The sequence below is a fragment of the Desmospora activa DSM 45169 genome, from assembly GCF_003046315.1.
In the GTDB taxonomy this organism is placed as follows: domain Bacteria; phylum Bacillota; class Bacilli; order Thermoactinomycetales; family DSM-45169; genus Desmospora; species Desmospora activa.
The window spans coordinates 62,552-84,836 of sequence record NZ_PZZP01000001.1; the positions used below are offsets into that span (position 1 = coordinate 62,552).

Consider the following 22,285-nt stretch of genomic DNA (forward strand, 5'->3'; position numbering starts at 1 on the left):
AGCCACAAGTGGATAGGTGAAGGGTCTTTCGCTTACGGGCGGAAGTGAAAAGGGAAGCCGGTGCAAATCCGGCGCGGTCCCGCCACTGTCAATGGGAAGCGAAACCGCATACAGCCACTGTCCTTCAGGACGGGAAGGCGCGGTAAAGCGATGATCCATGAGCCAGGAGACCTGCCCTTCACCGGTACGCTTGCGATCTCCTTCGAGGTAAAGGAGAGCGCGGGACCTTGTTGTGGACATCGGTGTCCTCTGTTCAAGGAATGCCTGTGAAACCCTTTTGCCTCGGGCGAGCGGTTTTTTTATTTTGTCATCCAGAAGGGAATGGTTGGGAGATGTGGAGCCGTTTTCGTGTATTGGCCTTGGTGTTGACCTTGGCGATGGTTTGGAGCGTGGGCTGTCAGGCACCGTCTGCCGCCGACAAAGAAGGGGCGAAGCCGCAACAGACAGAGGTAGGGTTTCCGGTTACCCTGACGGATGATACGGATGCCGAAGTGAGTATCGACGATGAATCGCAGCGGATCGTGTCTCTGATTCCAAGCATGACCGAGACGGCATATGCCCTCGGATTGGGAGAGAAAGTAGTGGGAGTCACTACCAATGACGATTATCCCGAAGAGGTAAAAGAGGTAGAAAAGGTTGGCGATATGACGATCAATGTGGAAAAGGTAGCCGAGCTGAAGCCGGATCTGGTATTGGCCTCTCCAGTGAATGGACAGGAGACAATCGATAAACTACGGGAGTTGGGACTAACTGTTCTCAGCTATGAACCGCAGAATTTGAATGATGTTTTTCAGATGATCCACAATGTGGGACAGGCAACCGGAGCGATGGAGCAAGCGGAAAAAGTGATATCTGACATGAAAAAGGAGAAGGAACTGGCGGAACGAGTAGCGGCAACGGTAAAGGATGACAAGGAGAGAGTGAAGGTGTGGATGGAAGTCTCCTCTGATTTGCATACTTCGGGAAAAGGCACGTTTATAGATGAATTGATCACCGCTGCCGGTGGAGAAAATGTAGCCGCTGACCATGAGGGATGGGACCCTGTCTCTTCAGAAACCGTGATCCAATGGAATCCGGATGTTATTCTCCTTACGCACGGGGATGAGAAGGCGGTTCAATCCCGTGGTGGTTGGCAGGAAATCGATGCCGTCAAACATGACCGTATCCAACGGGTAGATTCCAATCTGATCAGCCGTCCCGGCCCCCGGATCACCCAGGGTCTCCTGCAGATAGCGGAAGGGCTGTATCCAGAAGCATACGCTGAAGTCGCCAAATGATGATGGGGAGCCGTTGGAGCTTGCGTTTAGGATTATGGTTGCTGTCGTTGGCAGTGTTGTTGCTGCTTTCGATGGCTTTGGCCGTTTCGATTGGATCGGCTAATATTGGCATGCTTGATGCGTGGGCGGTCATGATCAAACCGGTGCGATCAGTGGAAACCGATGCGGTGACAGAAGCGATCATTCGCGAAATTCGTCTGCCCCGTGTCGTATTGGCGGCGGTGGTGGGGGCGGCATTGGCGACAGCGGGGGCCGTTTTCCAAGGTTTGTTGCGCAATCCCTTGGCTGATCCCTATATCCTAGGGGTCTCCTCGGGGGCAGCGGTAGGGGCGGCTATTGCCATCTTTACCGGATGGGGTGCCGCTTGGTTGGGGCGGTGGACGGTGCCGTTGTGGGCATTTGTACTGGCAGCGCTGGCACTCGTCTGTGTATTGAGCCTCGCTCGTGTCGGAAATACGATGCGCCGTGATACGCTGATTTTATCCGGAGTGGTGGTGCAAGCGTTTTTTGGTGCGATTCTTACCTATATGATCGCCACCGTATCCGCCCAGGAAATGCAGCGAATCCAGTACTGGTTAATGGGAAGTGTCGCTTTAAGGGATTGGAGTCATGCAATGGTCGTCGTTCCCTTTTTGACTGGAGGTCTCTTGCTCAGCTGGCTGCTGGCCCGTACGTTAAACTTATTGGCCTTGGGGGAACGGTCCGCCGCCCATGTGGGTGTACCGGTGGAGCGGGTACGACTGGTGTTGCTGGTAACCGCCACATTGATGACGGCGGCGGCGGTGGCGGTATCCGGTACAATCGGCTTTGTCGGGTTGATTATCCCCCATTTGCTCCGGATGCTGACGGGACCGGATCATCGGGTGTTGTTGCCGTTGTCCGCTTTGGGAGGAGCCGTTTTCCTGGTATGGGCGGATACCGGTGCACGCATGTTGATGGATCCGCGGGAGTTGCCGATTGGTGTCATTACCGCTTTTATCGGAGCACCGTTCTTTGCGTGGCTGCTACGGCGACACAGTCGGCACGGTTGGGAGGAATCCCCGCCACCATGACGAAGAGTGAAAGGAGTGAGCGGGATGCTGGAAGCGATTGGGGTAAGTAAACAGCGCCAGGGGCGAGAAGTGCTACGCAATGTAAATCTGACATTGCACGCCGGGGAAATGGTCGGCTTGATCGGCCCCAACGGCTGTGGGAAAACGACTCTGATCCGGCTTCTATGCGGGGAAGAGCCTCCTGATATGGGCCAGGTTCGCTTTCAGGGAAAAGAGATGGCTGCCTGGGGTCAACGGCAACGGGCTCGTCAGTTGGCGGTGCTTCCACAGGAAGGGTTGCCGCCGGTTCCGTTTACAGTGGAAGAAGTTGTCGCTATGGGACGTCATCCCCATCAGGGCTTTTGGCCCTGGACGGAGCGCCGGGATCGGGAGGTGGTGGAGCGGATTTTGCAGCAGACCGGGTTAGCACCTTGGCGCCACCGCTCCGTTCAGTGGTTGAGTGGCGGCGAGCGGCAGCAGGTGGCAATCGCCAAAGCGATGGCACAGGAACCGTCCTGTCTGTTGCTGGATGAACCCACCACTTATCTCGATATTGCTCATCAGTTGTCTATCCTGGATCATATCCAACGTTGGCAGCGGAAATGCGGATTGGCGGTGCTGGTTGTTTTTCACGACCTTAATCTAGCGGCTCAATATTGCGAGCGGCTGTTGTTGATGAAAAACGGGAAAGTAGTAATGGAAGGACGACCGGCAACGGTATTGCGTTCTTCCTTAATCGAGGATGTATATGGGGTAAAACCGATCATGATCTCGCATCCCACCACTGGCGTTCCGCAAGTACTGCTGCAAGCGCAAGGGGTGGAAAGTGCTTCTCACCTGAAGCAATCGGGTATGGGTTGAAGCTTGACGGGATGGGATTCTGGCTTGTACCCATTCCGGGATATTAGATTGTATATCAGGAGAGGTGGTTTTCGGGTGAAGCGAGACCTGGGAGCGAAGCGACTAAGGCGAGACTAGTGCTTTGGTGTGCAAGGCCCGATAGTTTACCCAACCATGATCAGAGAAGGAGGTGGTCTGGATGCGTCTCTATACTCGTACCGGTGACGCCGGTCAGACCAGCGTAGTGGGCGGGCGTGTCGACAAAGACGATATCCGGGTGGAAGCGTATGGCACCACGGACGAGGTAAACGCTTTTGTCAGCGAAGCCATCATACGAATGGACCCACAACGGCATGGCGATATGATTCGGGATTTGACCGAGATCCAACATGAACTATTTGACGTCGGCGGTGATTTGGCCCAAGCGGGCCGCAAACGGCAGTATAAAGTGTCGGCGGAGATGGTGGAGCACTTAGAGAAATGGATTGATCGCTACAATGAAGAGGCACCGGAGATTCAACGCTTTATCTTACCGGGTGGTTCTTCGCTCTCTTCCGCTCTTCATGTTTGCCGCGTCCTTACCCGCCGGGCCGAGCGTCGGGTTGTCAGCTTGGCAAAAGAGCAGGAGACCAATGACGAGGTACGGCGCTATCTCAACCGCCTCTCCGATTTTTTCTTTGCCGTTGCCCGTGCCGCCAATGCCCGCGATGGCGTGGATGATGTGGAGTATAAACGGGGCGGGCAAGTGTTTCGTTGAGAGCGTCTAACAGCGCACTCGTTTGTTCTGTGAGTTGAGCTGCTTAAAAGGAAGAGGGAACGATTCCGGTGTAGCACCCTTGGCACTAAAGCACAAGTCTCGCCACAGTCGCTTCACTCATGAGTATCATCAATTAAAGCCCACGAATACCTCGTGGGCTTTAATCCATTATGGAATGGTATACTAAAAAGGATTGTTTTTTGATTGAAGGAGGAAGTGTTGATGGCTCTACTTATGTACGAATATCCCCCCTGTGGAACGTGTCGCAAGGCGAAAAAATATCTGGAGGAGAACGATATTTCCTTTGAAACCCGCCATATCGTGGACAATTCTCCATCAAAGGAAGAGTTGGACCGGTTTGTGAAGCAAAGTGGCTTACCTCTCCAGAAGTTTTTTAACACCAGTGGTAAAAAATATCGTGAGCTTAATTTGAAAGAGAAGTTAAAAGGGATGAGCGATCAGGAGAAACTGGAGTTGTTAGCCTCCGACGGGATGTTGATCAAACGCCCCATCGTTACGGACGGGAAGAAGGCAACGGTTGGTTTTAATGAGAAGGTCTTCGATGAGGCTTGGGGATAAACCTGTCACCTTTTGTGTACAGGAGGAGGTTGAAAATGAATCTGCGTAAGCTGACAGAGGCGGATTTTCACTCGATCCATCCCCGCTTGGATGAATGGTGGGGCGGGCGGTTGATGTCCGCCATGCTTCCCCGCCTGTTTTTTGTGCATTTTTCTCATACTTCGTTTGTTATCGAAAAAAACAAAGGTGAAATCGCCGCCTTTTTGGTTGGTTTCTTTTCGCCGTCAGTGCCGGAGGAAGCCTATATCCACTTTGTTGGGGTCCACCCGGAATATCGAAAACAGGGGTTGGGAAGGCGGCTGTATCGTCGATTTTTTGAGAAGGCGCGACAGCACGAGCGTCGTACGATTCGTTGTGTCACTTCTCCGGTGAATCGGACTTCGATCGTGTATCATCGCCAGATGGGATTTCAGATCGTGGAGGGAGATTGCCAACAAGATGGGATTTCTATTCATACCGACTATGACGGCCCTGGAAACGACCGTGTGCTTTTCATAAAGGGGTTGGAGCAGGATTAACCTGCTTTGCGATCAACCTAAAGATCCTTATCAATCTCCCGCTTGACATGGCGCAATTCTGGGATGATCAAACGTCTCATCGCCAGGCGGACGGCGCCGCTGGAGCCTGGCATGGAGAAGATGGCGGTATCGTGGAAGACTCCGGCGATCGCACGGCTCAGAATGGCGGCGGAGCCGATGTCTTCCGCATAGCTAAGGTAGCGGAAGATTTCGCCGAATCCGGGCATCTCTTTATCCAGCAGCTCCCGTACCGCTTCCAGGGTGGTATCCCGTTTGGCGATGCCGGTTCCGCCGTTGAGCAATATCGCTTCTACCTCTGCTCGTGCCGCCCCTTCCTGGAGCAAAGCTTGGATCTGTTTATATTCATCCGGCACAATGCGGTGATCCACTACGCGGTAACCAGCCTCCTCCAGCAGCTCCCGTATTAACCCTCCACTTTTGTCAGTATCGCGGGTGCGGGTATCGGAGACGGTGACGATCATGCAGGCGACGGTGTCAGGCGCTTCACGACGATGTTGTTGGACAGACATGGGCTTTCCCCTTCCGATTTATTAGCCTTTTAAGAAACTAGGAAAAAAGCGGGGTGCTGATATGTGCGGACGGTTTACATTAACGGTTGGGCTCGGTGAGATTTTGGAACGGTTTCAAGCGGAAATGGCGGATGAGTGGGAGCATAAACCCCGTTTTAATGCGGCACCGACACAAATGTTGCCGGTTGTGCGCATGGATGAGGAGAGCGGAACCCGTACATTGACACTGATGCGCTGGGGCTTAATTCCACGCTGGGCGAAGGATCGTTCCATCGGGAACCGCTTGATAAACGCCCGCGGAGAAACGGTGGACACCAAACCGTCTTTCCGGCACTCGTTGCGGCGTGCTCGCTGTATCGTCCCTGCTGACGGATTTTATGAATGGACCTCCACATCTGATGGTAAAAAGCAGCCCCTGCGCATCATTTTAAAAGGAGAACGGCTTTTTGCTTTTGCTGGTTTATGGGATCGTTGGGAGGATGACGAAGGGGGAAGTGTTGATTCATTTACCATCATCACGACTCGTCCCAATGAAAAATTGGCAAAAGTACACAATCGCATGCCGGTAATTTTGCACCAAGAGGAAGAAGTCTCGTGGTTGGATACAAACATCAAGAATTTGGACATGGTTACTGCCTTGCTTGAACCTTATCCCGCCGCAGAGATGGAGCTGTATCCGGTGTCTAGTCTAGTTAATTCCCCTAAAAATGACCAAGTAAAATGTATCGATCCTTTATGCTAATGTCCCTCGCAAATACTTGCCCGTTATGGAATGCTCTGCGTCGAGAATCTGCTTGGGTGTGCCCTCGAAAATGACCTTACCGCCCCTATTGCCGCCATCGGGTCCCATATCAATGATCCAATCGGCATTTCGGATGACATCCAAATTATGCTCAATCACAATCACAGTATTACCGGCGTCTACCAGTCGGTTCATGATTGTAAGCAAATGGCTGATATCGGACATATGCAGACCGGTCGTCGGCTCGTCCATGACGTAAATACTCCCTTGTTTATGCAACTCGCTGGCCAGCTTGATACGTTGGCATTCACCGCCCGAAAGCGTGCTGAGCGGTTGGCCGAGCTTCAAATAATTCAATCCCACATCACTCATAGCTTGGAGAATTCTCGAGACCTCTTTCATATTAAAAAATGCGAGTGCCTGTTCGACGGTCATCTCCAACACATCGGCGATGGATTTGCCGTCCAGTTTATAAACCAGCACTTTCTCCTTGAAACGTTTGCCTCCGCATACCTCGCAAGGAAGTTTAACGCTGTCCAGGAATGACAGATCGGTATAGACGACCCCGAGACCTTTGCAGTTTTCGCAGGCGCCTTTGGAGTTAAAGCTGAACAATCCAGGGCTGACTTTATTCGCTGCCGCAAACGCCTTGCGCACATCGTCCATGATGCCAGTGTAGGTGGCCGGATTGGAGCGGGTCGAGACGCCGACTGCCGTCTGGTCAATGACGATAGAATCGGGATGCCGGCGCAAGAACACCTCGTTAATTAATGTGCTTTTGCCGGAGCCGGCGACGCCCGTCACGACGGTCAGTACACCTGTCGGTATATTAACGCTGACATTTTTCAAATTGTGCTGGTTGGCGCCTACGATGGACAAATGGCCCGACGCCTGGCGAAAACGGTCTTTTACTGGCAACTCCTGTTTCAGATGGTTTCCTGTCAACGTATCGGCCTCCAGCAGGCCTGAATAACTGCCTTCATACACAATCGTGCCGCCACGGCTTCCAGCATACGGGCCGACATCGACAATATGATCGGCCACTTTGATGACGTCGGGATCATGTTCGACTACTATGACCGTATTTCCTTTATCGCGGAGCTTTTGCAGCAATTTATTGAGACGGTGCACATCGCGGGGGTGCAGCCCTACGCTGGGTTCGTCAAACACGTAAGTCACATCTACCAGACTTCCGCTCAGGTGCTTAACCATCTTAACCCGCTGCGATTCGCCGCCGGACAACGTGTCGGTTTCACGGTCGAGAGTAAGGTATTCCAAGCCGATATCAACCAGGTGCTGCAGCCTGTCGGTTAATGTTTTGACCATGGGAGCTGCTGATGGATCTTGAATCTCTTGAATCACTCCAATCAGCTGGCCGACCTCCATGGATGACAATTCGGCTATATTCTGCCCGTTGATCTTGCAGCCTAGCGCCGCTTGGCTGAGTCTGGCTCCCCGGCATACCGGACACAGAATGTCGGTGATGAACGGTTCCACCATTTTCTGGGTTCGTTCTGAATACGTTTTTACATCACGCTTGATATACTTGGTATTAAACTTCTCGATGATTCCCTCGACAGTGATATTGACAGATTTGCCTCCGACTGGCATTTTAATCTTCACAGGTTTGCCGTATAGAAGCTGGTCCATTTCGGCCTCGGTGTATTCGGCAAGCTTCTTGTCGTTATCGTATAAACCGGATTGAGTACAGATGTTCCAGTTCCAGCTGTCCACCGTGTATTCCGGAAGCAGAATGGCGCCTTCGTTAATAGATTTGGTCATATCTAGCGCTTTGCTCAAGTTGACGCCAAGCTTGCGCCCCATACCGTTACATTCCGTGCACATCCCTTGCGGATCATTGAAGGAAAAAGCATTGGCTTCACCTACATATGGCTGCCCCACACGAGAATATAACAGCCGAAGCACAGGGGAAATGTCGGTAATGGTTCCCATGGTCGAATGAGCGCCGCCACCCAAGCGTTTCTGGTCGACGATAACCGCCATGCTAAGATTTTCGATCGCGTCTGCATCCGGTTGCGGAAAACGCGGCAGAAAGTTGCGGACAAACGTACTAAAGTTTTCATTCAGCAGACGCTGGGATTCGGCGGCTAAGGTATCGAACACGATCGACGATTTGCCGGACCCGGATACACCTGTAAATATAGTGATTTTGCGCTTGGGAATGCGTAAGGAAACACTCTTCAGGTTGTTTTCCCGGGCGCCACGAATTTCAATATATTCTTGGTAGGGTTGGGACATCAAGTTTTCCTCCATGAATGACCTCCTATATTTTCCCGATAAATTTGATGTAAATCATGATAACAGGAACATGATCCGCTGTTTCTTGGGGTAGTTACCAGCGAAGCTGATACCACCCACAAAGTAGATGGAATATAGGGGTGTTTCCTGTAAAAACCGATCACTTGATGGGTAATAGATACCATGAAGTGATCGGTTATATGATGTTTTCTTACCGAATGCGGTTATTGTTCCAACAGCTTTTCAAGTTCGCCGACCCATGCACCCCAGCCATACTTAGCGCCTTCGAGTCCTTGAGCATTTGAGAATCCGGTTTGTTCGAGATGAAGGTTAACCTTTCCATCCCCTAAATCCTGTAGCGTCAAGGTGACCGTATGCTTCTCGTCTCCGGTGGCCCAAGTATAGGACAACCGGTTTGGTTCGTCCACGATTAGCACTTCGCCCTCTACAATTCCATCCCACCATTCGGACGGCTGATGGCGAAACTGAAAACGGTGTCCTACAACGGGCTTAAAATCATTTTCCGTGATCCACTTGGCAAGCTTACTAGAATCGGTTAAGGCGGACCAAAGTTTCTCGATCGATGTTGTGAACCGAAAATCCATGGATAATGTTAAACTCATTCTTCTTCCTCCTCTAATAGTTGGTTTAAGCGCAACATATTCGTACTCCAGAACTTGCTGTAGAAAGCCACCCAATCTTGAACTTCTCTGAGTGGAGAGGCGTTTAGCCTAAATCGCGTTTCTCTGCCGACTTTTCGGTCATGTACCAGTCCGGCCTCTTTAAGGATTGTCAAATGCTTGGATACCGCTGTACGGCCCATGTGAAACTGTGCCGTTAATTCATGAAGCGGTTTCTCCTCTGCCTCTGCTAACAGATGAATCAGTCGGCGCCTAGTTGGATCTGCAATCGCGTCAAACACATCCCGCATCTGGTTGTTCTCGTTCACAACACTCTCTCCAAAATATTATTTACCAAGGGATAGTCATTAATTTCACCACTTCCTTATACCTTTTCCTTTAGGTATAGTGGGAGTTGGTAAGAGAGAATGTGGTTTCCTCCCTGTTAATTGGACACCATTTAGTGACGATTCGATTATAGGTCACCATTTGGTGTCGTGTCAATAACATTTTTTTGTTGTGAGTCAAAAGATCTCCCCGCCTTTTTAGACGGGGAGATCTTTTTATGAAGTCTTGCTTTGCTCGGTTTGAGTCGTTTGATCCGGTTGGTACTCTTTCTCCCAGAAGTCGGCATTGGCAATGCCGACCTCTGTCGGATTGAATACGGGGTCTTTGCCCTCTTTTTTCTGTCGGTCATAATCCTTTAATACTTTTAATGCGGGCTTAGCAAGCAGAAGGATGGCGATCACGTTTAGCCATGCCATGCTACCAACGCCAATATCCCCCAGTGTCCAAGCAAGTTCTGCATCTCTTACACAACCAAAAACCACAATTCCTAAAATCCCAAATTTGAGCAGATATTCTGTCCAAACCCTTTTTGTTTTGCGATTGATATACGCCAGGTTGGTCTCCGCCATATAATAATAGGCCATAATCGTCGTAAATGCGAAAAATAACAATGCGACAGCGACAAATGGAGCGCCAAAACCCGTTAGCGATGATTCAACTGCCGTTTGTGTAAAGATAGGTCCTGCTCCTACATCTCCCAAGTTATTCACAATGGGTTGATCGAAGCCATCCGGTTGTACATTATAACTACCCGTGATCAGAATCATAAAGGCAGTTGCGGTACAAATAAACAAGGTGTCAATATAAACGGAGAAAGATTGTACCAACCCTTGTTTAGCCGGATGTGACACTTCTGCTGCTGCAGCGGCGTGAGGAGCCGTTCCTTGCCCTGCTTCATTGGAATAGATCCCGCGTTTTACACCCCAAGCGATCGCAGCGCCGAGAATTCCGCCAAAAGCGGCATCGATACCAAACGCGCTCTTAAAGATCAGTGTGATGATTTGAGGGAGTTCTGAGATGTTCATAACAATTATGAATATTGCTATCAGTATATATCCTACCGCCATAAAGGGAACAACGACTTGTGCAACACTTGCAATCCGTTTGATACCGCCGAAAATGATAGCACCCAAAATGAGAATTAATGCGATTCCGGTGATCAAGGGTGAGAGTCCAAATGCATTTTCCATGCTTGATGCAATGCTGTTCGCTTGTACACCGGGTAAGAGTAAACCGGTTGCGATCACAGTGACGACTGCAAATAGAATGGCATACCACTTCAGATTTAACCCTTTTTCAATGTAATAGGCGGGTCCACCACGATATTGATCATTTAGTTTTGTTTTGTAGACCTGACCCAGTGTCGCTTCCACAAAGCCGGAGCTCGCTCCTAAAAAGGCGATTACCCACATCCAAAAGACCGCTCCCGGTCCTCCGGAAAAAATTGCTGTCGCCACACCTGCGATATTTCCTGTACCGACGCGACCGGATAGGGCAATCGATAATGCTTGGAAGGAAGATACACCAGCTGTGGAACTTTTGCCTTGAAACATTAAAACAATCATATCCTTGATATATCTCACTTGTAGAAAGCGGGTTGCGATTGTAAAAAACAATCCGGCACCCAAACATAAATAAACCAACGCGTTACTCCAAATGATGTTGTCACTCAGCCATGTTGCAAATTCCTGCAAAAAAATCCCCCCTTGATTGCTATGATTATTTAATTATACGGGATCCCTATTTTTCATACAACTATTCGCCGTTTTCAGGTTTTGGAAATTGATAAGTCTATACTGACTTATTTAAGTGGATAAAGACTTATCCACGTTGTGCATTGCGCTGATTCAATCAACGGGAATTCTGCTTTTCTCAATCATGATATCCTGGCACAAAAGTTGCATATTACCGTTGTGAACGGCTCTTATTTAGTTGAAGAGGAGTAGATAAGATGAAATATGCGAGTGTGACCACATCCTTGCCAGGACCAAGGGCAGAAAAACTCCTTAATCGCAGACAGAGCATCGTGCCAAAAGGAGTATCCTTTGGCGTGCCGACATTTGTCCACTCAGCGGAAGGAGCGATCGTGAAAGATGTGGACGGGAACACATTTATTGATTTTGCCGGCGCGATTGGAACGATCAATGTCGGACACCGTCATCCAAAAGTGCAAGAGGCGTTAAAGAACCAGGTTGATCACTATATTCACACGGGATTTAATGTCATGATGTACGAACCTTATATTGCACTTGCAGAAAGGCTGGCCGGGCTCGCTCCGGGGGATTTTGACAAAAAAGCGCTATTGCTTAACAGTGGAGCGGAAGCCGTTGAAAATGCAGTGAAAATCGCCCGCAAATATACGAAAAGACAAGGGATTGTGGCCTTCTCAAGGGGGTTTCACGGTCGGACACTGTTGACGATGACGATGACGAGCAAGGTAAAACCGTACAAGTTCCAGTTCGGTCCATTTGCGTCTGAAGTGTATAAAGCCCCGTATCCATATGCGTATCGGCGGCCGGAAGAAATGACGGAAGACGCTTACGAGCAGTTTGTTCTGCAGGAGTTTCAAAATTTCCTCATCGCAGAAGCGGCACCAGAGACGATTGCGGCTGTCGTCATGGAACCGGTGCAGGGAGAAGGCGGATTTATCGTTCCTAGTAAGACGTTTGTGCAAGGGGTATACAAGTTATGCAAGGAGCACGGCATTCTGTTCATCGCTGACGAAATTCAGACCGGCTTTGCAAGAACGGGACGGTATTTCGCCGTCGAGCATTTTGGAATTGTTCCAGATTTAATAACGGTATCGAAATCGATGGGATCCGGCGTTCCCATCAGCGGAGTGATTGGCCGTAAAGAGATCATGGACCGAGCGGAACCGGGGGAATTAGGGGGGACGTACAGTGGAAGTCCGCTAGGATGTCGGGCAGCGCTCGCTGTACTGGACATCATTGAAGAAGAAAAATTAAACCAACGCAGTGAAGCGATCGGTAAAAAAGTGATGGATAAGTTTCAGGAACTGGAACAGCGTTTTGCTTGTATTGGAGACGTGCGTGGATTAGGCGCGATGTGTGCAATGGAAATCGTCAAGGGACCAGCGAGCAAGGAACCGGATAAAACGTTGACCAACGCCATTATTTCGGAGGCGGGCAAGCGTGGACTGTTGCTGTTAAGTGCCGGTGTTTACGGAAATGTCGTCCGATTGTTGATGCCGATTGTGATTACGGATGAACAACTGGAAGAAGGGCTATCGATCCTTGAACAATCCATTGAAGCGGCAAGCGGCTATTGAGCAAACAGAATTGCAAATGGATTGTACCGTTGCGGTAGAAACCATAAAAAGGTGGGATCGGATTGGCAGAAAAACAAGGACAGTATCGGATGTATGTTGGTGGCAAGTGGATTGGACAAGATTTAAATCAAATCCGTATCACGAATCCTGCGACCGGTGACGTATTCGCACTCGTTCCGGATGGGGGAAAAGCAGAGGCGGAGAAAGCGGTTAAGTCTGCATTTGAGGCCTTTGCAACATGGTCAAAGAAAACAGCGGAAGAACGGAGCCAATACCTGTTCAATTGGCATCGCCTCATTGAAGAACAGAAAGAAGTGATTGGCAGACTGTTGACAGAAGAGCAGGGCAAGCCTTTCAAGGAGGCCGTCGGTGAAGTTAGCTACGCAAATGGGTTTATTTCTTGGTATGCGGAAGAAGCGAAGCGAATTTACGGAGAAACCATACCCGCTTCTCATCCACGTAAAAGAATTCTCGTACAAAAACAACCGGTCGGAGTTGTGGCAGCGATAACCCCATGGAATTTTCCAGCTGCGATGATCACGCGAAAAGTGGCCCCGGCACTGGCAAGCGGATGTACCGCCGTTGTAAAACCGGCGGAACAAACGCCGCTTACTGCTTTAAAATTAGCGGAGTTAGCGGAAATGGCCGGTATCCCAACAGGAGTGCTAAATGTCGTAACGGGAAATGCACAAGTTATCGGGGAGACTTGGTTACGGGATAGCCGTGTGAGAAAGCTGACATTTACCGGTTCAACAGAAGTAGGGAAAATATTAATGCGGGGTGCTGCACATACGGTGAAGAAGGTATCACTGGAATTGGGAGGACATGCACCGTTCATCGTCATGGACGATGCCGATTTGGATAAAGCAGTGGAAGGTGTGATCGGATCGAAATTTCGAAACGCCGGTCAGACGTGTGTTTGTGCCAATCGTGTCTATGTCCATGAATCGGTTGCAGCTGCATTTACAGAAAAGCTGGTCACAGCAGTTCAACAACTTCGAGTCGGCAATGGGCTGGCCGAGCACACAGACATTGGCCCGCTTATCGATCGAAAGGCGATTGAAAAAGTACAGCGGCATGTGGACGATGCGATTGAAAAGGGGGCACGCCTGGCGATCGGTGGGCAAAGGAAAATCTCGGATGCAGGATATTATTTTGAACCGACGGTGTTATTCGACGCTGCGGACGATATGGTGTGCATGAATGAAGAAACATTCGGTCCGCTTCTCCCGATTGCAACCTTTCAAGAAGAAGCGGAAGCGATCGAAAGAGCCAATGATACGCCTTACGGTTTAGCGGCATACGTCTATACCGAAAATATCGGCCGGGCGATTCGCATCAGTGAAGCGCTGGAATATGGCATCGTCGGTCTTAACGACGGCTTGCCGTCTGTTCCCCAAGCGCCTTTTGGCGGATTGAAAGAGAGCGGTATTGGGCGGGAAGGGGGGCACTATGGGATTGAAGAGTATGTGGAGGTGAAGTATATATCAATCGCTTTTTAAATTCCTATCATATTTCGCTGTCGGTTTTACGCTAATGCGAGGTGGAGGTTTCTTGTCATCAGGAGTGCAGGCGCTTCAGCGTGTATAAGGGTTTGCCTCATACACTTGATCGAAGATTGGCAGTGATCTGAATCTCGAAGTAAGCAACCATCTCTCCACTTTAGAAGTGGAAGACTTCTGACGTAAAAAAGTTAAAATGAAGGAGTGACACGATGGCGGAGTTTTCGACGCGGTATAGCTTTGGCGGCGATGAATTCATTTTTGCTGAGTTATCCGAAGAGATGAATTTGGAGGTTAATTTTCGCGGTATCGCCATTACGAGAAAATTGAAAGAAAAAGCGTTTCCGGGCATTCTGGACATCTGTCCTTCCAATGCCTCCTACTTAGTACGGTTTAATCCCGAAGAAATCGATGCACATGAGTTGCTTGCAGAATTGAAGCAACTGGAACGAGAAGTGGCTAACTTGGACGAGATCGAGATTCGCTCGCGGTTGGTGGATGTCCCTGTACTCTTTCAGGACCCGTGGACGCATGAGGCAGTCATGCGCTTCCGCGATCGGCATCAGGATCCGGAATCGACCGATCTTGAATATGCGGCACAGATCAACGGTTTTACTTCAGAAGAAGAATTTATTCAGGCGATGACAGACACCCCTTTTATCGTCTCGATGATCGGCTTTGTTCCGGGATTGCCCTTTTGTTTCCAAATCGCACGGCAGGAGGAGCAGATTGAAGTACCGAAATATGTCCGTCCACGTACGTTTACGCCTGAGCGGACTTTTGGCTTTGGCGGAGCCTTTTCCGTTATTTATCCGGTTCAAGGTGCTGGCGGCTATCAAATGTTCGGGATCGCTGCGACACCTGTATTTGACAGAGAACAAAGGCTTCCGGACTTTCGGGATTCCATGGTTTTTCCGCGACAAGGGGACATTTTCCGTTATAGGAGCGTGACGAGGGAAGAATATGATGCGGTGCGAAAACGGGTAGAAGCAGGGACGTTTGAGTATCGCAAACAGGAAATAGCATTTACCCCATATGATGTGTTGCGAGATCCCGAAAAGTTTTCCGAAATGGCGTTAGGGAGGTTATACAGTGATTAAGGTAGTGAAACCGGGACTGGAAACGACAGTACAGGACGAAGGCAGGATCGGTTATTACAATATTGGCATGCCTCCTGCAGGGGCTGTAGACCAATTCGCCTACGCGGTGGGAAATATGCTTGTGGGAAATGAAGCTGGTGCAGCTTCTCTCGAAATGACGTATATGGGACCGGAATTGCAATTTCAACAAGATGGCGTCATCACTTTAACCGGCGGGTACATCCCGCCAAAAATCAATGGTGTGGAGGTCCCGATGTGGAAAGCCATTTCCGTCAGTAGCGGTGATGTGTTGTCATTCGGCATTGTTAAACACGGGGCACGTTCGTACCTCGCCGTAGCGGGGGGCATTAGCGTTCCACCATTGATGGGATCTCGATCAACCTATACACTATGCGGCATCGGTGGTTATGACGGACGTCCGCTCAAAGCAGGTGATGTTTTAACAATTGGCAGAATGCGCGCAAGAGCGGTGAAAGCAGGAACAAAGGTGCCTGATAAATGGATTCCTTCTATTACAAAACCGCACGAAATTCGCATTGTGATGGGGTTGTGTAGTTACCGTTTGACGGATGAAAGTAAGGCGCTGTTCTTACAGACGGAATGGACGGTAACACCTGAGGCTAATCGCGTCGGTTATCGTTTAAAAGGGGAGCGTTTAGGTTTTGTCCCACGTGATCAACCGTTTGGAGCAGGGAGCAATCCTTCCAATGTGGTTGATCTGGGCTACCCCATTGGTTCCATTCAAATACCAGACGGAGTAGAGCCGATCGCTCTGTTAAATGATGCTGTTACAGGTGGTGGGTATGCGACGATTGCAACCATTATCAGCCCCGATCTATCGCGTTTCGCACAGGTAAAAACAGGGGAGAAAGTGAGATTTGTCTCGATTTCCTATGAGGAAGCGCGACAAGTTCGCATCGATTTCAAACAGCGACTAACCCAAATCAATGAACACCTTGAAGGGGCGATGTAAGATGAGCCAAGATAAACAAGTGGTTTCACCTTTACCGGGAATTTTCTACCGCAAGCCTGATCCGGACGCTGAACCGTATGTAAAAGAAGGGGACCCGGTCAAGGCAGGAGATGTTATCGGACTGGTGGAAGTGATGAAGAATTATCAGGAGATTCAGGTTGAAGAAGATGGTACCATCGCATCTTTTGCCGTTGGCAACGAAGAGGTAATTGAGGCTGGTCAAGTGATTGTCGTTTTAAAATAATGCCAAGAGAGGGTGAGACAATGAGCGGAATACAAAAGATTCTCATTGCCAATCGTGGCGAGATTGCGAGACGCATTATCCGAACATGCCGCCGTATGGGTATCCGATCCGTCGCTGTCTATTCAGAAGCGGACCAACATGCCCTTCACGTACGAGAAGCGGATGAAGCATATAATATCGGGCCGTCACAGGTGAAAAAGAGCTACTTAAACATCGATAAAATCTTGGAAATCGCTCTTCATTGCCAAGCAGACGCGATTCATCCCGGCTACGGGTTTTTATCCGAAAATGCCGTTTTTGCACGGAAATGTGAGGAACACGGTTTGACATTTATCGGTCCTGATGCTGACATCATTGAACAGATGGGAAGTAAAATCGTGTCCCGTCAGTCTATGCAACAGGCGGGCGTCCCCGTCGTTCCCGGATGGGACGGTCGCTTGAATTCCGCTGAAGAAGCAGTAGACGCAGCAAACAGACTTGGATTCCCGCTTATGCTAAAGGCGAGTGCCGGCGGAGGGGGAATGGGCTTGCGCCTTGTTCGGGATGAAGAGGAACTAAAACGGTTGTTTGCCTCAGCCCAACAGCAAGCGAGCTCCTCATTTGGAGACGGTTCCTTGTTTTTGGAACGTTACGTACAAGACGCAAGACATATTGAAGTACAGTTGGCAGCGGATCGGTACGGCCATGTGATCCACTTGTTTGAGCGGGAGTGTACCATACAGCGAAGGAACCAGAAGGTGCTTGAAGAAAGCCCTTCTCCTGTCCTATCGAATGCGTTACGAAACCAATTGTGTGAAACGGCGGTACGTGGAGCGAAAGAAATCGGTTATACCAATATCGGTACAATGGAATTTATTTTTGACGAACAGTCCGAACAGTTTTATTTTCTGGAAATGAACACCCGCATACAGGTAGAACACCCGGTTACCGAAGCGATTACCGGATTGGACTTAGTAGAGTTGCAAATCAAGCTGGCGCAAGGGGAACCATTGCCTCTGAAGCAACATGATGTTCGTTCAACCGGGTACGCATTGGAAGGACGGTTATACGCCGAGGACCCTAAGACGTTTTTTCCTTCTCCCGGCACCATTGAACAGTTGCAATTGCCGGAAGAGGGTGTGCGCCTCGACTTTGCCGTCGAAGAGGGGAGTGTCGTCTCACCGTTCTACGACCCGATGATCGGCAAAATGATTGTCCACGCCGACAACAGACAGGCGGCAATCGAACAATTCCACCATCTCCTCAAGCACATAAAAGTGGAAGGAATTAAAACAAATTTGGCGCTCTTGCAGGGAATAACCGCCGATCCGGATTTTCAACAAGGACAGTACACGACGAATTATCTGAAACGAAAAAAATTACTTGCCTTGAAAACCGATTGAGTAAAACGAGAAAAAGAATCGCCAAACGAGTGTACAAGGGCATGGCTCGAATTTATCAGTGAGAAAACTTCTTGCTGGTATGTTCGGGGGATGTACAAGGGGGATTTCGCATGAAAGTTGATCTTAACTGTGATATGGGTGAGAGTTTTGGCTCGTATGTCATGGGCCAGGACAGTGAGATGATGCAACTGATTACGTCGGCGAACATTGCTTGCGGTTATCACGCCGGAGATCCGCAAGTGATGAGAAATACGGTTGATTTGGCCAAAAAATACGGTGTCGGAATCGGGGCTCACCCGGGTTTTCCGGACCTTATGGGGTTCGGGAGAAGGGTGATGCATTGCACGCCGTCGGAAATAAAAAATTTTGTTATCTATCAGCTGGGAGCGCTGCGTGAATTTGCGTCAATCGCAGGAGTAACCATTCAACATTGTAAACCACACGGAGCTTTATTTATGATGGCGATGGAGGATGAAACAATCGCCCAAGCTATGCTTGAGGCAATCGCTGAAATGGGGAAAGACATTATCGTATTTGCCCTCAATCGATCCGCCGTCGCAGAGGTGGGGGAGCGGATGGGGATACCGATCGCCAAAGAAGGGTATGCCGATCGGGAGCATACGGCCAGCGGGTCGATCGTCTTAACGCGTACAGGCCCAGCGATTGAGGATTATACAAAACAGGCAGATCGTGTCGTGCGCATGGTGAAGGCAGGAAAAGTTCAGGCTCATTCCGGAGAAGAAATCGATCTGAAGGTACAAACGGTTTGTATCCACGGTGATACACCAGGAGCCGTTAACTTGGCTAAAGCCATTCGAGACTCTTTCAATGCCGCTGGAATCGAATTAACTTCCATTCGCAATATTTTGTAGAGGAGAAATCAACCTGTAGTGAAATCGGAAAAAGGAGGTGGTTTGGTGAGTCATAACCGCACAGCCATGCAGAATAAAGAATTGGAAGCGATTATGGAGGCATCGGTTGATGAGATCTTTGTGACCGATGGGCAAGGATTCGTCATTCGTGTCAATTCCGCTTGCGAAAAATACTACCGAGTTTCTGCTGCTGAAATCGTTGGAAAACACGTCGAGGACTTAGAAAAAAGGGGTGTATTCTACCCGTCAGCAACATCGCACGTGATCCAACAGCAACAGTCCGTGGAAATTTTCCAGCGAACACAGAAGGGCCGATTTTTATTTGTTCGTACCCGTCCCGTGTTTGATGAAGACGGACAACTATACCGTATCGTCAGTTTTTCACGAGATATAACTGATGTGATTCAGTTGAACGAGCGAATTAAAGAGCTTGAAGGTGAGTTGGAAAAGTATAAAAAAGAGTTGGACGACTTACTCGAATTAAACGGCATGATCGCAAATAGTACCAAAATGAAAGAAGTCCTGCGGCTGGTCAAAAAGGTGTCGAGGGTAAACAGTACCGTGATTCTCCGTGGAGAAACCGGTGTAGGCAAATCGATGATCGCTCGTGCGATACACGACTTAAGTGAGCGTAGAAGACACCCGTTTAACTATGTAAACTGTGCGGCGCTCCCTGATTCTCTCATTGATGCAGAATTATTCGGCTTTGTACCCGGCTCCTTCACAGGAGCATCGCCACAGGGACGGAAAGGATTGATTGAGGAGGCACAAGGGGGCACCTTCTTCCTCGATGAAATTGATGAACTATCTTTTCAAATGCAGGCCAAATTACTTCATGTCTTGCAGGAGAAACAGATCCGTCCGGTCGGTTCAAGTGAACATGTAGACATTGATGTACGATTCATTACGGCTAGCAATAAGCATTTAGAACAGCTGGTGCGTGAGGGAAAGTTTCGAGAGGATCTGTATTATCGGTTAAATGTTGTGTCGGTTGTGATTCCACCGCTGCGTGAACGCAAAGAAGATATTATCCCGCTTGTTTATCACTTTCTCGATCATTATAACGTTCAATACGATCGGAGTGTACGGTTCTCACCGCTGCTCCTCTCTGCGTTACTGGATCACCCATGGAAAGGGAATATTCGAGAAGTATCCAATGTCGTGGAGCGGATTGTGGTGACGTCAGATTCTGACGAAGTGACATTGAATGATGTGAAATCGCTTATAAAAAGTGATGTTGCCACTTCTCATCAAGGAAATTCATTGAAAGAAATAATGGAGAAAGTAGAAAGAGAGATCGTTGTGGAAACGTATGCGAAACACCCATCCTCATATCGATTGGCCGAGGTGCTTGAAATTAGCCAATCAGCCGCGATGAGAAAAATTCGTAAATATGTTTATCACGATTAAGCGTAACTCGAATTGATAATCGATACGAAACCCGCTTAAAAAACCAATCAAAAAGAACGGGGGCATCACGCCCCCGCCTTATCCGGTGAGTATTCTAACCATCACCGGTTTTTTTCATTGATAACGATGAAGTTAGGTTTAATATAAACCTTTATCTCGCAAGATTTGTAGGGTAATTTCTTTCGCTTTGCCGCTGCTAGCCTGTTCTCCTTCGATGTTGGTTACAAAGGTATAACGCTTTCCGTCTTTTTCTAACACCCCTATAAACCAACCGAGCACTGGCTCTTCCCATTCCTGTTTAAATCCAGCGCCTGTTTTTCCCGATAATGTGTATTCTTCTGTTTGCTCCAAAATCAAGATATCACGGACAATATCCATGTTCCGTTGGGAAAATGGGAGTTGATCATGGTAAAGTTTGCGCAGGAACTGCAGTTGTTCAACTGGTGAGACCTTGAGGCTGGACTGAAGCCAAAACTGAGTCAATCCGCCTGAAATGTCTTGGTTTCCGTAGGAGAGGGTATCCAAGTATTGTTCATATCGCTCTTCTCCTACCCCGACTGCGATTCGTTGGTAAAACCAGACGACAGACTGGGCGATGGCAGAGCGCATGTGATGGTCTTGATTCCATGATTCAAATGGATAAACGGTACCGTCCCATTCCCACATCGTATGTTCATCCGGCAATACTCCCGTTTCCAAGGCGATCAGAGAGTTGGGAATCTTAAAGGTAGAATTGGGCGAAACCTTTTTTTGGCTTTTTTTCGGGTTGTAAACTTCTAAACTTCCCTTGGTTTCGTCGTACAACAGAAAGGTTCCATCATAATCGGTAAAGTAGTGTTCTAGATCAGGATTAACGATGACCGTCTCCTTATGCTTCGCTTTCACACTTTTGGCATCCGCCTGATTTCCCGTGAAGCCAAAGGAGATCGTCCACAACAACAAACCGATGGATAAGAATATTAACTTCTTTTTCAATGTTGATCACCCTCCTACCTTTACTATATCGGTAGAAGCGGAGGTTAAAAGGGCATTTGTGTCCCAGGATTGTCCCTGTTTTTGTCTTTTCTATGAGCATAAAATCTTAATTTTCACCCTTGACATGGAAAAAGATTATGATTATGTTGTAAAAGTAAAAGATTATGATTTGGAAAAAGATTATCGTTACAAAAGTGCCACACACCATTCCAAAGGCACTTCTTCCCTCCCCCACCACACAACATCCTATCAACAACCTTGGCACGGGGAGCCTTTCGTATATTTGAGGATATTATTTTAGCCCCGGTTTTGCTAGATTTATAACTCAACCTTTCTTCATATGTGAGATAATGAAATCCGGGAATTGAAGGCAGCGGTCCACCCGTATTTCTTTTATCATGCGATTTTGAAACCAGGAGGAGATTGATGTTGGTGAAGTGGTCCTTCCGTTTATTTATGGGTCTGACTGTGATGGCTTTGTTGTCCGGCTGTGGATTGTTACTGGGAGCCGATAAAGGATCCGATGAGGGAAAACAGGACGATCAAGCGAAAGAAGAGACGGAAGAGGAAAAGAAAAAAGAGGACGATGAGTACGCAGAAGCGCAGGAATCAAACGAAACGTATGAAGAGATTAAATTCCGACCAATCAGCTGGATCGGTGGGGCACCTGATCGGCAAGGAAAAGGCGGGATCTGGGTATACAATGAAAGTAAACATCCGGGTAACTTCCCTGATTCCTTCGATTGGAGTGAGGAAGATGTGTTGTTAATTCAGATCAATGAATCACAATACAAGGGAAAGAAGTTAAATGTGCGTGGTCTGCAAAAAGTTCGCGATGATGTGGTTCGGATTGTGGTTAATCTAGAAGAAGATGGGACCGGTGATGACGCTCCACGGTTATATCTTAAAGTAGATAAAGGCGCCTTGGATGATATGAAGTTTGTGGTGGAAACAGAAGACGGCGAAAAAGTGAATACCAACGAATAGCTAGATGAATCCAAATGTCCCTTTTGTTGTTTGGGGTATTTGGATTTTTT

Annotated in this window: 22 protein-coding genes and 1 riboswitch; of the genes, 16 read left to right on the forward strand and 6 right to left on the reverse strand. The window is 48.8% G+C overall.

Features of this window, described 5'->3' with window-relative positions:
• The first annotated feature begins 4 nt into the window (after window positions 1-4).
• Window positions 5-193: riboswitch (cobalamin riboswitch) on the forward strand.
• A 34-nt stretch (window positions 194-227) separates the two neighbouring features.
• From C8J48_RS00285 to C8J48_RS00310, 6 genes are all read left to right on the forward strand, one after another.
• Window positions 228-1,277 carry an ABC transporter substrate-binding protein gene (locus C8J48_RS00285; RefSeq protein WP_107724410.1) on the forward strand — a complete coding sequence of 350 codons (1,050 nt, stop codon included), beginning with the start codon at window positions 228-230 and terminating at the stop codon, window positions 1,275-1,277.
• A 20-nt stretch (window positions 1,278-1,297) separates the two neighbouring features.
• Window positions 1,298-2,329 carry a FecCD family ABC transporter permease gene (locus C8J48_RS00290; protein WP_342748199.1) on the forward strand — a complete coding sequence of 344 codons (1,032 nt, stop codon included), beginning with the start codon at window positions 1,298-1,300 and terminating at the stop codon, window positions 2,327-2,329.
• A gap of 24 nt (window positions 2,330-2,353) precedes the next feature.
• Window positions 2,354-3,169 carry a heme ABC transporter ATP-binding protein gene (locus C8J48_RS00295; RefSeq protein WP_107724411.1) on the forward strand — a complete coding sequence of 272 codons (816 nt, stop codon included), beginning with the start codon at window positions 2,354-2,356 and terminating at the stop codon, window positions 3,167-3,169.
• A 178-nt stretch (window positions 3,170-3,347) separates the two neighbouring features.
• Window positions 3,348-3,905 carry a cob(I)yrinic acid a,c-diamide adenosyltransferase gene (locus C8J48_RS00300; protein ID WP_107724412.1) on the forward strand — a complete coding sequence of 186 codons (558 nt, stop codon included), beginning with the start codon at window positions 3,348-3,350 and terminating at the stop codon, window positions 3,903-3,905.
• 222 nt (window positions 3,906-4,127) lie between these two features.
• On the forward strand, window positions 4,128-4,484 hold the full coding sequence (locus C8J48_RS00305; RefSeq protein WP_107724413.1) for an arsenate reductase family protein: 357 nt from the start codon (window positions 4,128-4,130) through the stop codon (window positions 4,482-4,484).
• A gap of 35 nt (window positions 4,485-4,519) precedes the next feature.
• Window positions 4,520-5,002 (forward strand): GNAT family N-acetyltransferase, encoded by a 483-nt coding sequence (locus C8J48_RS00310; RefSeq protein ID WP_107724414.1) that lies wholly within the window; start codon window positions 4,520-4,522, stop codon window positions 5,000-5,002.
• A 17-nt stretch (window positions 5,003-5,019) separates the two neighbouring features.
• On the opposite strand, the gene C8J48_RS00315 is transcribed toward C8J48_RS00310, so the two are convergent.
• On the reverse strand, window positions 5,020-5,532 hold the full coding sequence (locus tag C8J48_RS00315; RefSeq protein WP_107724415.1) for a MogA/MoaB family molybdenum cofactor biosynthesis protein: 513 nt from the start codon (window positions 5,530-5,532) through the stop codon (window positions 5,020-5,022).
• Window positions 5,533-5,593: 61 nt separating this feature from the next.
• Here C8J48_RS00315 and C8J48_RS00320 point away from each other — a divergent pair, with 61 nt between their 5' ends.
• Window positions 5,594-6,274 (forward strand): SOS response-associated peptidase, encoded by a 681-nt coding sequence (locus tag C8J48_RS00320; protein ID WP_107724416.1) that lies wholly within the window; start codon window positions 5,594-5,596, stop codon window positions 6,272-6,274.
• Here C8J48_RS00320 and C8J48_RS00325 read toward each other — a convergent pair.
• The 4 genes from C8J48_RS00325 to C8J48_RS00340 all read right to left on the reverse strand — a co-directional run bounded on the left by C8J48_RS00325 (window position 6,266) and on the right by C8J48_RS00340 (window position 11,195).
• Window positions 6,266-8,533: an ATP-binding cassette domain-containing protein gene (locus tag C8J48_RS00325; protein WP_107727512.1), complete on the reverse strand. Its 2,268-nt coding sequence runs from the start codon at window positions 8,531-8,533 to the stop codon at window positions 6,266-6,268. The genes C8J48_RS00320 and C8J48_RS00325 overlap by 9 nt on opposite strands.
• Before the next feature lie 224 nt (window positions 8,534-8,757).
• Window positions 8,758-9,156 carry an SRPBCC family protein gene (locus tag C8J48_RS00330; protein ID WP_107724417.1) on the reverse strand — a complete coding sequence of 133 codons (399 nt, stop codon included), beginning with the start codon at window positions 9,154-9,156 and terminating at the stop codon, window positions 8,758-8,760.
• Window positions 9,153-9,482, reverse strand: a complete 330-nt coding sequence (locus C8J48_RS00335; protein WP_107724418.1) for an ArsR/SmtB family transcription factor — start codon at window positions 9,480-9,482, stop codon at window positions 9,153-9,155. The genes C8J48_RS00330 and C8J48_RS00335 overlap by 4 nt, the downstream gene beginning before the upstream one ends.
• A 234-nt stretch (window positions 9,483-9,716) precedes the next feature.
• Window positions 9,717-11,195, reverse strand: coding sequence for an alanine/glycine:cation symporter family protein (locus C8J48_RS00340; RefSeq protein WP_107724419.1), 1,479 nt, complete (start codon window positions 11,193-11,195; stop codon window positions 9,717-9,719).
• A 257-nt stretch (window positions 11,196-11,452) separates the two neighbouring features.
• On the opposite strand from C8J48_RS00340, the gene gabT reads away from it, so the two are divergent.
• From gabT to C8J48_RS00380, 8 genes are all read left to right on the forward strand, one after another.
• The gene (gene gabT, locus C8J48_RS00345) at window positions 11,453-12,790 is read left to right on the forward strand and encodes a 4-aminobutyrate--2-oxoglutarate transaminase (RefSeq protein WP_107724420.1); all 1,338 of its coding nucleotides are present in this window, start codon (window positions 11,453-11,455) and stop codon (window positions 12,788-12,790) included.
• A gap of 89 nt (window positions 12,791-12,879) precedes the next feature.
• A complete protein-coding gene (locus tag C8J48_RS00350; protein ID WP_107727513.1) occupies window positions 12,880-14,292 on the forward strand; it encodes an NAD-dependent succinate-semialdehyde dehydrogenase in 1,413 nt (470 codons plus the stop codon).
• A gap of 212 nt (window positions 14,293-14,504) precedes the next feature.
• Window positions 14,505-15,392, forward strand: a complete 888-nt coding sequence (locus C8J48_RS00355) for a 5-oxoprolinase subunit B family protein (RefSeq protein WP_107724421.1) — start codon at window positions 14,505-14,507, stop codon at window positions 15,390-15,392.
• Window positions 15,385-16,365 (forward strand): 5-oxoprolinase subunit C family protein, encoded by a 981-nt coding sequence (locus C8J48_RS00360; protein ID WP_107724422.1) that lies wholly within the window; start codon window positions 15,385-15,387, stop codon window positions 16,363-16,365. Before C8J48_RS00355 ends, C8J48_RS00360 begins: the two co-directional genes overlap by 8 nt.
• Window position 16,366: 1 nt before the next feature.
• Entirely contained in the window at window positions 16,367-16,609 is a 243-nt protein-coding gene (locus tag C8J48_RS00365) for an acetyl-CoA carboxylase (RefSeq protein WP_107724423.1), read from the forward strand.
• A 20-nt stretch (window positions 16,610-16,629) separates the two neighbouring features.
• The gene (locus C8J48_RS00370; RefSeq protein ID WP_107724424.1) at window positions 16,630-17,991 is read left to right on the forward strand and encodes an acetyl-CoA carboxylase biotin carboxylase subunit; all 1,362 of its coding nucleotides are present in this window, start codon (window positions 16,630-16,632) and stop codon (window positions 17,989-17,991) included.
• Window positions 17,992-18,101: 110 nt separating this feature from the next.
• Window positions 18,102-18,863, forward strand: a complete 762-nt coding sequence (locus C8J48_RS00375; RefSeq protein WP_107724425.1) for a LamB/YcsF family protein — start codon at window positions 18,102-18,104, stop codon at window positions 18,861-18,863.
• Between the two features lie 66 nt (window positions 18,864-18,929).
• Window positions 18,930-20,273 (forward strand): sigma-54 interaction domain-containing protein, encoded by a 1,344-nt coding sequence (locus tag C8J48_RS00380; protein ID WP_107727514.1) that lies wholly within the window; start codon window positions 18,930-18,932, stop codon window positions 20,271-20,273.
• A gap of 138 nt (window positions 20,274-20,411) precedes the next feature.
• On the opposite strand, the gene C8J48_RS00385 is transcribed toward C8J48_RS00380, so the two are convergent.
• Window positions 20,412-21,248 (reverse strand): penicillin-binding transpeptidase domain-containing protein, encoded by an 837-nt coding sequence (locus tag C8J48_RS00385; protein ID WP_107724426.1) that lies wholly within the window; start codon window positions 21,246-21,248, stop codon window positions 20,412-20,414.
• A gap of 426 nt (window positions 21,249-21,674) precedes the next feature.
• Here C8J48_RS00385 and C8J48_RS00395 point away from each other — a divergent pair, with 426 nt between their 5' ends.
• A complete protein-coding gene (locus tag C8J48_RS00395) occupies window positions 21,675-22,235 on the forward strand; it encodes a hypothetical protein (protein ID WP_107724428.1) in 561 nt (186 codons plus the stop codon).
• The last annotated feature ends 50 nt before the right edge of the window (window positions 22,236-22,285 follow it).

Bases quoted from the DNA above. Each gene is read 5' to 3' on its own strand.
- C8J48_RS00295 (WP_107724411.1), top strand. From the start codon at position 2,354: ATGCTGGAAGCGATTGGGGTAAGTAAACAGCGCCAGGGGCGAGAAGTG.
- C8J48_RS00300 (WP_107724412.1), top strand. From the start codon at position 3,348: ATGCGTCTCTATACTCGTACCGGTGACGCCGGTCAGACCAGCGTAGTG.
- C8J48_RS00305 (WP_107724413.1), top strand. From the start codon at position 4,128: ATGGCTCTACTTATGTACGAATATCCCCCCTGTGGAACGTGTCGCAAG.
- C8J48_RS00310 (WP_107724414.1), top strand. From the start codon at position 4,520: ATGAATCTGCGTAAGCTGACAGAGGCGGATTTTCACTCGATCCATCCC.
- C8J48_RS00315 (WP_107724415.1), bottom strand. From the start codon at position 5,532: ATGTCTGTCCAACAACATCGTCGTGAAGCGCCTGACACCGTCGCCTGC.
- C8J48_RS00320 (WP_107724416.1), top strand. From the start codon at position 5,594: ATGTGCGGACGGTTTACATTAACGGTTGGGCTCGGTGAGATTTTGGAA.
- C8J48_RS00325 (WP_107727512.1), bottom strand. From the start codon at position 8,533: ATGTCCCAACCCTACCAAGAATATATTGAAATTCGTGGCGCCCGGGAA.
- C8J48_RS00330 (WP_107724417.1), bottom strand. From the start codon at position 9,156: ATGAGTTTAACATTATCCATGGATTTTCGGTTCACAACATCGATCGAG.
- gabT (WP_107724420.1), top strand. From the start codon at position 11,453: ATGAAATATGCGAGTGTGACCACATCCTTGCCAGGACCAAGGGCAGAA.
- C8J48_RS00350 (WP_107727513.1), top strand. From the start codon at position 12,880: ATGTATGTTGGTGGCAAGTGGATTGGACAAGATTTAAATCAAATCCGT.
- C8J48_RS00355 (WP_107724421.1), top strand. From the start codon at position 14,505: ATGGCGGAGTTTTCGACGCGGTATAGCTTTGGCGGCGATGAATTCATT.
- C8J48_RS00365 (WP_107724423.1), top strand. From the start codon at position 16,367: ATGAGCCAAGATAAACAAGTGGTTTCACCTTTACCGGGAATTTTCTAC.
- C8J48_RS00370 (WP_107724424.1), top strand. From the start codon at position 16,630: ATGAGCGGAATACAAAAGATTCTCATTGCCAATCGTGGCGAGATTGCG.
- C8J48_RS00375 (WP_107724425.1), top strand. From the start codon at position 18,102: ATGAAAGTTGATCTTAACTGTGATATGGGTGAGAGTTTTGGCTCGTAT.
- C8J48_RS00380 (WP_107727514.1), top strand. From the start codon at position 18,930: ATGCAGAATAAAGAATTGGAAGCGATTATGGAGGCATCGGTTGATGAG.
- C8J48_RS00395 (WP_107724428.1), top strand. From the start codon at position 21,675: ATGTTGGTGAAGTGGTCCTTCCGTTTATTTATGGGTCTGACTGTGATG.